Source organism: Klebsiella sp. CN_Kp066, from assembly GCF_040065135.1.
GTDB lineage: Bacteria > Pseudomonadota > Gammaproteobacteria > Enterobacterales > Enterobacteriaceae > Klebsiella > Klebsiella oxytoca.
The window spans coordinates 34,465-47,885 of record NZ_JBEAIU010000061.1; the positions used below are offsets into that span (position 1 = coordinate 34,465).

The 13,421-nt window shown below is 59.6% G+C and carries 13 protein-coding genes; 1 reads left to right on the forward strand and 12 read right to left on the reverse strand.

Going from position 1 to position 13,421, the window contains the following annotated elements:
• Positions 1 to 143: 143 nt before the first annotated feature.
• The 11 genes from eutG to maeB all read right to left on the reverse strand — a co-directional run bounded on the left by eutG (position 144) and on the right by maeB (position 10,071).
• On the reverse strand, positions 144 to 1,331 hold the full coding sequence (gene eutG / locus ABLV75_RS26910) for an ethanolamine utilization ethanol dehydrogenase EutG (RefSeq protein ID WP_049591730.1): 1,188 nt from the start codon (positions 1,329 to 1,331) through the stop codon (positions 144 to 146).
• Positions 1,321 to 2,160 carry an ethanolamine utilization protein EutJ gene (gene eutJ / locus ABLV75_RS26915; protein ID WP_004104382.1) on the reverse strand — a complete coding sequence of 280 codons (840 nt, stop codon included), beginning with the start codon at positions 2,158 to 2,160 and terminating at the stop codon, positions 1,321 to 1,323. Before eutJ ends, eutG begins: the two co-directional genes overlap by 11 nt.
• Before the next feature lie 12 nt (positions 2,161 to 2,172).
• A complete protein-coding gene (locus ABLV75_RS26920; RefSeq protein ID WP_016809543.1) occupies positions 2,173 to 3,576 on the reverse strand; it encodes an aldehyde dehydrogenase family protein in 1,404 nt (467 codons plus the stop codon).
• Between the two features lie 11 nt (positions 3,577 to 3,587).
• Positions 3,588 to 3,875 (reverse strand): ethanolamine utilization microcompartment protein EutN, encoded by a 288-nt coding sequence (eutN, locus tag ABLV75_RS26925; protein WP_004104386.1) that lies wholly within the window; start codon positions 3,873 to 3,875, stop codon positions 3,588 to 3,590.
• Positions 3,876 to 3,989: 114 nt separating this feature from the next.
• Entirely contained in the window at positions 3,990 to 4,280 is a 291-nt protein-coding gene (eutM, locus tag ABLV75_RS26930; RefSeq protein ID WP_000387720.1) for an ethanolamine utilization microcompartment protein EutM, read from the reverse strand.
• A 41-nt stretch (positions 4,281 to 4,321) separates the two neighbouring features.
• Positions 4,322 to 5,338, reverse strand: a complete 1,017-nt coding sequence (gene pta / locus ABLV75_RS26935; protein ID WP_004104391.1) for a phosphate acetyltransferase — start codon at positions 5,336 to 5,338, stop codon at positions 4,322 to 4,324.
• Positions 5,335 to 6,138: an ethanolamine utilization cob(I)yrinic acid a,c-diamide adenosyltransferase EutT gene (eutT, locus tag ABLV75_RS26940; RefSeq protein ID WP_016809541.1), complete on the reverse strand. Its 804-nt coding sequence runs from the start codon at positions 6,136 to 6,138 to the stop codon at positions 5,335 to 5,337. The genes pta and eutT overlap by 4 nt, the downstream gene beginning before the upstream one ends.
• Complete coding sequence (eutQ, locus tag ABLV75_RS26945; RefSeq protein ID WP_023321405.1) at positions 6,135 to 6,827, reverse strand: ethanolamine utilization acetate kinase EutQ; 693 nt, start codon at positions 6,825 to 6,827, stop codon at positions 6,135 to 6,137. Before eutQ ends, eutT begins: the two co-directional genes overlap by 4 nt.
• Positions 6,805 to 7,284 (reverse strand): ethanolamine utilization acetate kinase EutP, encoded by a 480-nt coding sequence (gene eutP, locus ABLV75_RS26950; RefSeq protein ID WP_004114369.1) that lies wholly within the window; start codon positions 7,282 to 7,284, stop codon positions 6,805 to 6,807. Before eutP ends, eutQ begins: the two co-directional genes overlap by 23 nt.
• Positions 7,285 to 7,296: 12 nt before the next feature.
• A complete protein-coding gene (eutS, locus tag ABLV75_RS26955; protein WP_004104395.1) occupies positions 7,297 to 7,632 on the reverse strand; it encodes an ethanolamine utilization microcompartment protein EutS in 336 nt (111 codons plus the stop codon).
• A 159-nt stretch (positions 7,633 to 7,791) separates the two neighbouring features.
• A complete protein-coding gene (maeB, locus tag ABLV75_RS26960; protein WP_004104396.1) occupies positions 7,792 to 10,071 on the reverse strand; it encodes an NADP-dependent oxaloacetate-decarboxylating malate dehydrogenase in 2,280 nt (759 codons plus the stop codon).
• 289 nt (positions 10,072 to 10,360) lie between these two features.
• Between maeB and tkt the strand changes: the two genes are divergently transcribed.
• Positions 10,361 to 12,355 (forward strand): transketolase, encoded by a 1,995-nt coding sequence (tkt, locus tag ABLV75_RS26965; RefSeq protein ID WP_004104397.1) that lies wholly within the window; start codon positions 10,361 to 10,363, stop codon positions 12,353 to 12,355.
• On the opposite strand, the gene ABLV75_RS26970 is transcribed toward tkt, so the two are convergent.
• Positions 12,324 to 13,391, reverse strand: coding sequence for a DUF1176 domain-containing protein (locus ABLV75_RS26970; protein WP_004104398.1), 1,068 nt, complete (start codon positions 13,389 to 13,391; stop codon positions 12,324 to 12,326). The genes tkt and ABLV75_RS26970 overlap by 32 nt on opposite strands.
• Positions 13,392 to 13,421: the final 30 nt, after the last annotated feature.

Below are 13,421 nucleotides of genomic sequence, written 5' to 3' on the forward strand. Positions count from 1 at the left end.
CCGGCATCGCCTCCGGGAAATTCTGTAACGTTTTGCGCACTTCTCCCGGGGGCGGCGCTTTGCGCTTTGCCGGGCTACGGGCTGGTAGCCCGGACAGACGCGCAGCGTCGCCTCCGGGATAATCAGCCGGGGTTAACGCCGCATCAGTGCGCCGCCGCGTACAGATCGATAATCTGCTCCCGGCTGGCGGTGCGTGGATTAGTGCGCAGACAAATGTCCTCCTGCGCCGCCTGCGCCCATGCGCTGAAATGTTCGGCCATCGCGCCGGCATCCGAGAGTCGTTTGCTCAGGCCCACTTCAGCAATCAGCTCGCGTACGGCGGCGATAGCCTCCCGATCGTCGGTTTTCTTACCGGTTAACGCCCGGCCGATTTGGCTGAAACGCTCGCGGCGCACCATGCGGTTAAACTCCATCACCGTCGGCAGCAGCATGGCGTTGGCCTGGCCGTGCGGAATATGCAGCGCTGCGCCAGGCTGATGCGCCATCGCATGACATAAGCCCAGACCCGCGCTGGAAAAGGCCATCCCCGCCATACAGGAAGCCAGCAGCATACTTTCGCGCGCGGCAAGATCCTGGCCGTAGCCAACTGCCTTCGGCAACGACTGGCCGATCATCGCTATCGCGCCAATCGCCAGGCTGTCGGTGAAGGGCGTCGCGTTGAGCGCGCTGTATGCCTCAACGGCGTGGGTCAGCGCGTCAATCCCGGTCATTGCCGTCACCTGTGGCGGAACGCCTTCGGTCAGGGCGGCGTCGAGAATCGCCACGTCCGGCATGAGCGAGGCATGGGCCAGCACTTGCTTACGCCCGCTGACTGCATCGATAATCACCGTCACGTTGGTGGTTTCCGAGCCGGTTCCGGCGGTGGTCGGCACCGCAATCAGCGGCAGACGCGGGCGCAGTACGCTGCTTTCCGTCATCGCGCTTAACGTCTGCTCCGGGTTGGTGACTAACAGCGCGACCGCTTTCGCCGCGTCCAGCACCGAACCGCCGCCAAAGGCCACCACGCCGTCGCACTTCGACTCGCGCAGCTGCGCCACCGCCGCGCAGACGTCGGTAATGCACGGTTCTCCCGGCGGACAGGGCCAGACGGTCATCGTCACCCCTTTCATTGCCAGGCTGCGAGCAAGCCCGGCGGTCATTCCCGCCTGATGCAGGAAACTATCAACCATCACCAGCAGATGGCTTAGGCCCCGCGCTTGCGCCTCCTGTCCGCAGGCGCTCAGCGCGCCGAGGCCGCACAGCGTTACCGGCGGCACGCTGAAGGTTTTCACCCGCTGCAGATTCAGGGTATCGAACGCCTGAAAGAGCGCCGTCTGCAGTTCAGCTTGCATAGATTCCCTCCGCTTTCTCTCTCCCGCTGCTGGCTATCGCCAGCGGGGTCATAAACAGGCTGTGCTGCGGTAAATGCACCCGTAATTCCGGGAAGCGTTTGCGAAACAACGCGTCCACGCCCGGCTGCATACAGGAGCCGCCCGCCAGCCATAAATCGGCAATGCCATGTCCTTCAATATGGTGAGCAACGATCTCCGCCATTTTTTCGTACACCGGCTTCACCACCGGCCAGATCTCCTGCGCGTTGCTGCGCTTGTACTGCTCCGCCTCTTCCAGCGGGATGCGACGATTTCCGGCGAGGGTCAGGGAGATATGGTGGCCGCCGGTCGCTTCATCGGCGGAGTAGGTCACCAGCCCCTGCTTAACGATGGCGATGCCGGTGGTACCGCCGCCAATATCCACCACGCCGGCGTTATCAAGCTGCAGCAGATCCGCCACCGCGGTCGGTTCATCCAGCACGTGGCTAACTTCCAGGCCGGCAGATTCGAGTACGTTGATCGAAATACGCGGGTCGGTACCCGGCGGAAAAGAGGTCGCCGCATGGGTGAAGCGGCAGCCGAGCTGCTGTTCAAGAACGTCGAGATGGCGGCGCACGAGGGTGACGGCGCCGAAAAAATCCCAGACGATGCCGTCGCGCACCACGTCAGCCCAGTCCAGGCACACTGCAACCGGCTGGCCATCGCCATCGACCACCATCGACACGACATCGCAGGTGCCTAAATCCACGCCCAGCCACAGCGGCGAACCGCTGTTCGCAGGCGTCTGGTTACACAGGGCCGCGGCTTTTTGTAGCCTGGGAGTGAGCCAACGTTGTTCGTCGTGCGCCATCTCTTTCACTCCTTATACGATGCGGAACGCATCCACCAGCACGCAGCGACGCAGACGGACAAAGGTACGTGCGCTGGTTACCCCCTCCCCGGTCGGCGTAGTGATGGTCATGGTGGTCCAGCCCTCTCCGCCCAGCCCGAGCCCGGCAATGCACGGCCCGTTTTTGACGAAAATGCTGGTATCAATGGCGTTGGCCATCTGATTCATGTTGTCGATATTGCGCGAGTGCATCGCCGCCGTATGGTGGCAGCCGCCTTCCAGCTGTACCGCCAGCGCGATAGCGTCATTGACGCTGGCCACCCGTACGACAGGGAGTACCGGCATCATCAGTTCAGTCACGGCAAACGGATGGCTGGCCGGCGTTTCAACAAACAGCAGGCGCGTCTGCGGCGGAACGCTCAGGCCAATAGCGGCGGCAATCTTGCTCGCGTCACGTCCCACCCAGTCACGGCTGACCGTACCTTTGCCGCGCTCATCGATATTCTTCAGCAGCACCGGCTGAAGCTGCTCGGCCTGGGCCGCGCTGAGCTTCACCGCCTGCTGGCCTTCCATCAGGCGCATCAGCTCGTCGGCGACGCTATCGACGACAATCAGCACCTTTTCGTCAGCGCAGATAATGTTGTTATCAAACGAGGCGCCTTTGACGATGGACTGCGCGGCGCGCGCCAGATCGGCCGTTTCGTCGACCACTACCGGCGGGTTACCGGCCCCGGCGGCAATCAGACGTTTATTGGTATGCTTGCGTGCGGACTCCACCACCGCTTCGCCGCCGGTGACCACCAGCAGACCAATGCCGGGGTACTTAAACAGCCGCTGGGCCGTTTCGATATCCGGGTTCGCCACGGTGACCAGCAGATTGGCCGGACCGCCCGCGGCAATTACCGCCTGGTTGAGCAGCATAATCGCCCGTTGAGAGACTCTTTTCGCCGCCGGATGCGGGGCGAACACCACGCTGTTGCCCGCGGCAATCAGGCTGATAGCGTTATTAATCACCGTCGCCGCCGGGTTGGTGGAGGGGGTGACCGAGGCCACCACGCCCCACGGCGCGTTTTCAATCAGCGTCAGGCCGTTATCGCCGGTCAGCACCTGCGGGGAGAGACATTCGACGCCCGGCGTGCCGCGCGCCTGGGCCACGTTTTTGGCAAATTTATCTTCAACGCGTCCCATGCCGGTTTCGCTGACGGCAAGCTCCGCTAATTCTCTGGCATGTTTTTCGCCTGCCTCACGAATGGCGTGAATCGCCAGCTGGCGCATCGCCACGCTTTTCAGCCCCTGCTGAGCCACCTTTGCCGCCGCGACGGCGTCATCAAGGGAGGCAAAGACGCCCATCTCATGAACGGCGCTGTCCGGCTGGCTGCTGTCCTTCATTTTCAGCAGTACGGCTTTCACCACCTGTTCAATATCCTGTTGGTTCATGATGTTCAGTCCTATTTATGGAAAATCACCTGGCCGCCGGCCACCGCTTCATCGACGATACCGATGACGCACAAATCCACAGGAGACGCGTCGCTGCGGTGTGCCTGTCGCGCCGAGCTGCCGCTGACCAGCAGCACCCATTCGCCGGGCCCTGCGCCGATGCTGTCGATGGCGACGGCGCACTGTCCGTCGGGCTTGCCCGCAGCATCAATCATCTCCACCATCAGCAGCTTGTCGTGCGCCAGCCCCTGATGGCGCACGGTGCAGACAATTTGTCCCGTGACGACTGCCAGTTTCATACCCGCCTCCCTGGATTGCGTGGTGAGTCATGGGCCGGATAAGCGCAGCGCCATCAGGCAATGGCGCGCGTTAATGCCGAAGGACAACCCCGGCGCGCCTTATCCGGCTAACCATCAGATGTTGCTGTCGCCTTTGAAACTGATGGGGAACACCTCCTCCAGATCGCCGTGCGGACGCGGAATCACGTGCACTGAGACCAGCTCGCCGATACGCTGCGCCGCAGCGGCGCCGGCATCGGTAGCGGCCTTGCACGCCGCCACGTCGCCGCGCACCATCGCGGTGACCAGTCCGCCGCCAATCTGCTTCACGCCAACCAGCTTCACGCGCGCGGCTTTTACCATCGCATCAGAGGCCTCAATCAGCGCAACCAGGCCCCGGGTTTCAATCATTCCTAATGCTTCCATTGTGTTTTCCTCTTGCGTAAGGGGGTCCAGAACGGGACCGTTCATTCAACCTGCATGGGTAAGCGGCAATCGCTGCTTACGTCACTCCGGCGCGGCACGGCTGCCACTAACGCCAGTTCGATAATTTCCTGCACGCTACAGCCTCGGGAGAGGTCATGGAGCGGTGCGGCCAGCCCCTGAATCAGCGGCCCGATCGCACGATAGCCGCCCAGACGCTGGGCGATTTTGTAGCCGATGTTGCCCGCCTCCAGCGATGGAAAAACCATCACATTGGCCCGTCCCTGCAGCGGACTGTCGGGCGCTTTTTGCGCGGCGACCTCCGGCACGAAGGCGGCGTCAAACTGCAGTTCGCCATCCACCATCAGCTGCGGAGCGCGCTGACGCACGATCTCTGTGGCCTGCTGTACGTTGGCGACGTTGGGGTGGCGGGCGCTGCCGTTGCTGGAAAACGACAGCATCGCCACCCGCGGCTCCTCGCCGGTAATCGCCTGCCATGTCTCAGCGCTGGCGATAGCGATATCCGCCAGTTGCGCCGCCGTCGGCTGCGGCACCACGCTGCAGTCGGCAAATCCCAGCGCCGGTCCGACGTACTGCGGCAGCATCAGAAAGATCGACGACAGCGTTTTGCAGCCAGGCTGAAGGCCAATAATGCGCAATCCGGCGCGCAGTACGTTCGCCGTCGAGGAGAGATTGCCGGCAATACACACGTCGGCCTTTCCGGCGCTGACCATGGCGGCGGCGAACATCAGCGGGTCGTTGAGTTTTTCCTCCGCGTCCGGCGGCGTTTTTTCCCCGGCCCGATCCAGCCAGCGCCGGGCAAAGGCGGCGCGCATTTGCCGGTTGCTGTACGGATCGACAATCTGCATTCCGTCCATCGGCAACCGGTGGCTGAGGGCGAACTGGCGCAGAGCAAAAGGGCTGGCGATCAAAATCGGCTTTGCCAGCCCCTGCTGCTGCAGGTAGTGCGCCGCTTTAAGAACGCGAATGTCCAGGGCATCCGGAAACACCACCCGGGCGGGCGACCGCAAAGCCAGTTGACGCGCGCGTTGAATAATCATTGCTCCCCTCCCAGGCGTTGTTGGATCTGGCTGACGGTTAGCGGATGGTTTGCCACGCATAAAATCATCATCACGTAGACGGTGCTGGAGAGGCGGTTGAGCGCCTGCAGAATGTCCGGACGTAAGACCTCAAAGCTGCGGGTAATAAAGACCTGGGCGGCGATCGTTTCCGTCTCCCGAACCCGGGTGCGCAGCAGATTGAGCAAGGCGGCATCGCGGCCGTGAGAGGCTTCAGGCACCAGATGATCGTGGCCGAGATAGCGCAGCGGCTGGTGGGAAAGGCGATGCAGTTCATCCTCGTTCAGGCCGACGATGGACTGTGCCGCCAGCGGTTCATCCATAGCGTCGGCGCGCATAATATTGCCCAGACGCGAGCGGATATCCGCCAGCCAGGGCTGCCATGGCTCCGCCAGTTCAATTTGCAGCCATACCGCCAGGGCGATGGTGGCGTCGAGCGCGGCGCGAAAGCCCAGGCGCGGATCGCTTTTAGCGACCATTTTGTCCGCCGTCAGATGGGTCAGGGTGTCCGGTTTTTTTTCGACCGGCTGGCGGCACAGTTCGCAGCAGGCCTGCGGATGTGTGTCGCTGCTGGTTAAACCGTGTACCGGCTGCGGCTGCTGCGCGTCGTCATCGACAAACAGGCTTCCCTGCTCATCAAGAAACTTAATGCGCAGACGGCGGCTCTCCAGTAGTTCCCGGGCCGAAGGCGTCAGACGAGCGTCGGCGGGCAGATGAATTTCTGCCCCTTCGCTGAGCGTATGGTTCGCTCTGAGCCAGGCTTCGGTAATAAAATCTTTCATAGCGATTGCCAGTTCGCAGGCCAGGCGACGTACAGGAAGCGCACGGTCGATGGCGTGCCGAATTCAATGCTGGAGCCTTTCGGGATAAACATCACATCGCCGGCTTTGGCCACCATGGTTTCACCTTCATGGCGTACGTGGAGTTCTCCCTCCAGCACCATGTCGACTTCGTCATAGTTCAGCGTCCATGGGAAAAAGGCGTTTTCCCACTGCATAAATCCGGCGGCCATACTGCTACCGTCCTGCTCGGTGACTAAATCCGTTAAGCCGACGCAGTGCGGTTCCGCGCCGTCGAAGCGGCCAAATTTCACGCTGCTGCCGTCAATGACTTTGACGCCGCCTTTACCGGTGACAGCCTTAAAGCTGGGCTGCATATCGCCCAGCGCCAGCGACTGTTTTTCTTGCATCACCTTGTCCATCAGTTGCGCGACCAGGCTTTCGGTAAACTGCCCTTCCGGCAGCTGGGCAATAATGGTTTCGCGAATGCGCTGGCTTTCGGTTTTGCCCTCCTCCACCGGTACCGCCGCTTCTGGCGCGGACTCATCGCACTCTTTGATGGCGACGCCCAGCAGCTCCGCGACTTCGCGAGCTTCCGGGGTGATGATGCTGGCGCGCAGCACAACCGATATTTCCTCTTCACCTCGCGCGTGGGCCGCACGAATATCGTTAGCTGTGATTAGTTTCTTCACCTGCCCCTTCCTCCTTTTGGCTGAGCTCACTCAAGTAATTCACCAGCTGCTCTACGCTTTGCGGGTCGTGAGCGTTGAGCGCGAAAATTGGCTCCTGAAACCCCATCTCGTACAGCAGTTGCCGCACCGCGGCGACGTTAGCGTCCGGCATGTCCGTTTTGCTAATCGCGGCGATATGGCGTTTATTCGCCCCAATATCCAGTAACCCGGCGGGTAGACGACTTTCGGTATCATTTGCCGCGTGGACATAAATCAGCGTATCGACATCCTGCAGCGTGGTAATTAATGCGTGATACCAGCGAGGATGACTAAAATATTCTCCTGGGGTGTCGATATCGCCTTTTTCATTAAATTCCACGGCCTGCGTTTTTCTCGCGAGGGAATAATTCCCGTGCAGCGCATTAAATAGCGTTGTTTTTCCCGCGCCCACCGTACCGACAAATGCAATACGCTTCATCGCAGCCTCTAATTAGCTTTTAGTTAACTCGCAGAGGGTGTAATTTAATAATCGACCAAGCCCGCTAACCGTCTGAATCAGCGCCTCTTCAACCGCTCCCACTGAGCCGTAAATCACCAGCGCGCCGCTAAACCTGTCGAGAAAACCGATATGCACATCGGCGGCTTTCATCGCTAAATCACCGGCGATCATGGCGGTTTCGCCAGGGGTTAAGGTCATAATGCCGATAGCGCCGGATTCGGGAACGCCGATCTTTTTCGCCAGTTCTGCCCCAGGGTGCGCAATCAGGTGCGCCAGCGTCACCTGCTTGCCGGGGACAAACTCCTGAATGATGCGTTCTTTATCCATAACTCACCGCTCCGCTAAAACTTGCGCTTATCGTGACAAGTTTCCGCTGGAGTAAATAACAAAATTCGGCAAGTTGATTTGAAAGGTGAGATAGATCACTTATAAAAAGAAATAAAAAAGCGCGGGAGAATTCCCGCGCCTGAATTAATTAAATGATAATTACAGCGGCTGAGTTTGCGCTTCAACAACCGCCAGCGCGACCATATTCACGATACGCCGTACCGACGCAATTGGCGTCAGGATATGTACCGGCTTTGCGACACCCATTAGCACAGGCCCCACGGTCACGCCTTCCGAGCTGGAAACGCGAAGTAAGTTGTAACTAATACGGGCCGCTTCCATATTCGGCATCACCAGGATATTGGCTGAACCTTTCAGCGGACTGTCCGGCATCCGCTCATTGCGAATGCTTTCCACCAGCGCGGCATCGCCGTGCATTTCGCCATCGATCATCAAATCCGGCGCCTGCGTCTTCACCAGCTCCAGCGCCTGGCGCATTTTGCTGGCGGACGGGCAGTCCGAAGAACCAAAGTTCGAGTGCGAAAGCAGCGCTACCCTCGGCTCAATCCCGAATCGACGAACGGTTTCTGCCGCCATCAGGGTGATTTCGGCAATTTGCTCCGGCGACGGATCGTGGTTAACGTAGGTGTCAGCGATAAAGGTGTTGCCGCTCGGCAGCAGCAGCGCATTCATCGCCCCTGCCGCATGAACCCCTTCGCGGTAGCCAAACAGCGGCTGTATTACGCTGTAGTGCTCGTGATAGTCGCCAATGGTGCCGCAGATCAACGCATCGGCTTCGCCGCGCTGCACCATGATCGCGCCGATGACCGTGGTATTGCTGATCACCGCCCGCTGCGCCTGCTCCTGGGTGATCCCGCGGCGCTTCATCAGGTTGTAATATTCGTTCCAGTACTCTTTAAAGCGCGGATCGGATTCGTTATTCACGATCTCAAAATCAACTCCGGCTTTGATCTGCAGCCCCAGCTTCTGAATACGCATCTCAATGACGCCGGGCCGGCCGATAAGGATCGGTTTCGCCAGCCCCAGGGAGACCAGTTCCTGAGTCGCGTGCAGCACGCGGGTATCTTCGCCTTCCGCCAGCACCACCCGCTTCGGCTCTTTGCGCGCCTGCGAGAAAATCGGCTTCATGAACAGATTCGTTTTGTAGACAAACTCGCTGAGCTTCTCGATATAGGCATCAAAATCGGCGATTGGTCGCGTCGCGACGCCGGAGTCCATCGCCGCTTTCGCCACCGCCGGAGCAATCTTGACGATCAGCCGCGGGTCGAACGGCTTCGGAATGATATATTCCGCGCCGAAGCTCAGGTCCTGATCGCCGTAGGCGGAGGCCACCACTTCGCTCTGTTCTGCGTGAGCCAGTTCGGCAATCGCATGCACCGCCGCCAGTTTCATCTCTTCGTTAATCGCCGTTGCGCCGACGTCCAGCGCGCCGCGGAAGATGAACGGGAAGCACAGCACGTTGTTCACCTGGTTCGGATAGTCGGAGCGGCCGGTGCAGATAATGGCGTCGGAGCGCACCTCTTTCGCCAGCGGCGGCAGAATTTCCGGCTCAGGGTTAGCCAGCGCCAGAATCATCGGCGCGCGGGCCATCTTTTTAACCATTTCCTGGGTCAGCACTTTCGGGCCCGAGCAGCCGAGGAAAATATCCGCCCCGTCAATCACATCATCCAGCGTACGTTTGCCGCTGTCTTCTACCGCATAGGCCGCTTTCGTCTCCGCCATATTCGGCTCACGGCCCTTATAGATAACCCCTTTCGAGTCGCAGACCACAATGTTGTGTTTCTGCATTCCCAGCGCCACCAGAAGGTTCATACAGGCAATCGCCGCCGCGCCCGCGCCTGATACGACCATCCGCACGTCGGAGATATTTTTCTCCACCACCCGCAGACCGTTCAGAATCGCCGCGGTACTGATAATCGCCGTCCCGTGCTGATCGTCATGGAAGACCGGAATATTCATGCGCTCGCGCAGCTTCTGCTCAATGTAGAAGCACTCCGGCGCTTTGATATCTTCGAGGTTGATACCGCCGAAGGTCGGCTCCAGCGCTGCAACGACGTTGATAAATTTGTCCGGGTCAAGCTCATCGACTTCAATATCGAATACATCGATACCGGCGAATTTTTTAAACAGAACGCCTTTACCTTCCATTACCGGCTTACCGGCCAGCGCGCCGATATTGCCCAGTCCCAGCACCGCCGTGCCGTTGGACACCACCGCCACAAGGTTGCCGCGGGCGGTATATTTATAGGCTGCCAGCGGATCCTTCTCGATTTCCAGACAGGGGGCGGCGACACCCGGCGAGTAGGCCAGAGCCAGATCGCGTTGGGTAGCAAGCGGTTTTGTCGGGGAGACCTGGATTTTTCCGGGGACCGGGAATTCGTGGAAATCAAGGGCGCTTTGTTTTAACTGCTCATCCATTTTATCGTTCCTTTCACGTATCGATCGTAGGGGGTGAAACGTAATGGCGTACCTGGTGTTCACCCTAAAGGGCTACCTAGTATCTCGCCTGACGGCTTCGTAAACTTTGAACACCGCCATACTCTCGCCATAACAAAGTTATGTTTGTTATCGATTTATAATGTTTATGTAACTTAGATTCGGAGGCAATGATAGCCCCGTCTGCTATGCTTTTTAGTTATGCAACTCATCACCCTCTCTATCCTAAACCAATAAAAACTCATGCAACTCATTGTTTCAGGAGCACATTATGTCCCGTAGAGAACTAGCCAACGCCATCCGCGCCCTGAGTATGGATGCAGTACAGAAAGCCAACTCCGGCCACCCTGGCGCGCCAATGGGTATGGCCGATATCGCCGAGGTGCTGTGGAACGATTTCCTTAAGCACAATCCTGAAGACCCAAAATGGTACGACCGCGACCGTTTTATTCTCTCCAACGGTCACGCATCAATGCTGCTCTACAGCCTGCTGCATCTGACGGGTTACGATCTGCCCATCGAAGAGATAAAAAACTTCCGTCAGCTGCATTCAAAAACCCCGGGTCACCCGGAGATTGGCTATACGCCGGGGGTGGAAACCACCACCGGTCCGCTGGGGCAAGGACTGGCAAATGCCGTGGGTCTGGCTATCGCCGAGCGCACGCTGGCGGCGCAGTTTAACCAGCCGGAACACGAAATTGTCGATCACTTCACCTACGTGTTTATGGGCGATGGCTGCCTGATGGAGGGGATTTCTCATGAAGTGTGTTCCCTGGCGGGGACGTTAGGACTGGGCAAGCTGATCGGTTTCTACGACCACAACGGCATTTCCATCGATGGTGAAACGAAGGGTTGGTTTACCGATGACACGGCAAAACGCTTTGAGGCCTATCACTGGCATGTGGTGCATGAAATTGACGGCCACGACCCCGAAGCCGTGAAGAAAGCGATTCTGGAAGCCCAGAGCGTGAAGGACAAACCCTCGCTGATTATCTGCCGTACGGTGATAGGCTTCGGTTCGCCGAATAAAGCCGGGAAAGAAGAGGCCCACGGCGCCGCGCTGGGGGAACAGGAAGTGGCGCTGGCGCGTCAGAAACTCGGCTGGCATCACCCGGCGTTTGAGATCCCGAAAGAGATTTACCGTGCCTGGGATGCGCGTGAAAAAGGGCAAAAGGCGCAGAAAAGCTGGCAGGAGAAGTTTGCTGCGTATCAGCAGGCCCATCCGCAGCTGGCGGCGGAGTTTACGCGGCGCATGAGCGGCGGACTGCCTGAGTCGTGGGATGAAACGACGCAGAAGTATATCGCCGATCTGCAGGCTAACCCTGCGAAAATCGCCACCCGTAAGGCTTCGCAAAATGCCCTCGATGCCTACGGCCCGCACCTGCCGGAACTGCTGGGCGGCTCCGCCGACCTCGCGCCCAGCAACCTGACCATCTGGAAAGGGTCAACTTCGCTGAAAGAGGATCCGGCGGGTAACTATATCCACTACGGCGTTCGTGAATTCGGGATGACGGCCATCGCCAACGGCATCGCGCATCACGGCGGGTTTGTGCCCTATACCGCCACTTTCCTCATGTTCGTCGAATATGCCCGCAACGCGGCGCGTATGGCGGCGTTGATGAAAGCGCGGCAAATCATGGTCTATACCCACGACTCCATAGGTCTCGGCGAAGATGGCCCGACGCACCAGGCGGTCGAACAGCTGGCCAGCCTGCGCCTGACGCCAAATTTCAGCACCTGGCGACCGTGCGATCAGGTAGAAGCCGCGGTGGCGTGGAAGCTGGCGGTAGAGCGCCATAGCGGACCGACGGCGCTGATCCTCTCCAGGCAAAATCTGGCGCAAATGGCGCGCACGCCGGAGCAGGTACAGAATATCGCCCGCGGCGGCTACGTGCTGAAGGACGCAGGCGGCAAGCCGGACCTGATCCTGATAGCCACCGGTTCGGAAGTCGAGATAACCGTGCTGGCGGCGGAGAAGCTGCTGGCCAAAGGGGTGAACGTGCGCGTGGTTTCCCTGCCATCGACCGATGTCTTTGATGCGCAGGATGAGGCGTATCGGGAATCCGTCCTGCCCTCGGACGTCAGCGCCCGCGTCGCCGTCGAAGCCGGTATCGCCGACTACTGGTATAAATACGTGGGGCTAAAAGGAAAAATCGTCGGTATGACCGGCTATGGCGAATCCGCGCCGGCCGATAAGCTCTTCCCTTACTTCGGCTTTACCGTTGAGCATATCGTCAGCGTAGCGGATGAGCTACAGAACGGGTAACCCATAGCGTGGGCCAGGCGTCTGGCCCCTGCCAGTTATCGCACTGCGGCTGCTGCGCGTAGCGTACCAGGCTAAACCGCTGGCCGTCATAGCGCCAGCGCGTTTGGATACCGCAATCGCCGGGTGCGCGCCCTTTATCGAGGGTCACCAGTTCCTGATGCCGATCGTCGTAGCTGGCGTTCACCAGCTCGACGTCACGCGGCGCATCGCCGGGTGGCTGGAAGGGCAGCGTGAGTCGTACCGGGTGAGCAATATATGGCCGCTGGCGCGAAACCAGCCAGGCCAGCCAAATGGTATTGTAGGCTCCCGCTTCGCAGCTGGTCATCAGCAGGACCTTCTCGTCGGTCAGCGCGGACACCCGTACCTCGCGGCGAAACGGATCCAGCGAACAGGCGCTGCTGTTCATGCGCTCATTGCCATAATCCATCAGATCGTTAAGTTCATCGCGGCTCAGGGGCGACTGCGCCCCCTCCATTTTCACCACCGATCGCAGCGCCGGCGCAGGCGGTACGCTGAGCGGCGGCTCTTCCCCCTTGCCGACCCATGCGGTCTCGCTCCCCACCCGCTTTTGCCGGCTATCAATAAACAGCAGGGCGGCTTTGAGCCCCTGCAGAGAAATAGTCTGGAGACCCTTTTCAAGCGTGATGGTCTGCGCGTTTTGCACTTGCTGCAGGAATGCGTCAATGGTGACGTTATCGTCAGTTTTCAGCAGTTTGTCGGCAATCTGCCAGTGTGTATCGCTCAAGGCCAGGGGTTTGCCATCGAGCTGAAGCCGGGGCGCTATCGGCGCCAGCGCCGCCACCGGGTTACCCACGCCTCCCAGCTCAATACGCAGGCTGGCGCTGGTTGCCGCTCCGGCGCTGCGGGTAAGGGTCATCACCAGGCCGTGGTGTAGCCCGACGTTGCGGGCTACGCAGAAGTTCTGATTGTTGCAGGTCACCTGCCAGTCGCTGAAGAGCTGTTGCGCCGGCGCCGCCCGCACCAGCGATGCCGGCAGCAAACCGCAAAGCAGAAACAAAATAACCCGATACCACATGAGCGGCACAACCCCGATGAACACGCCATA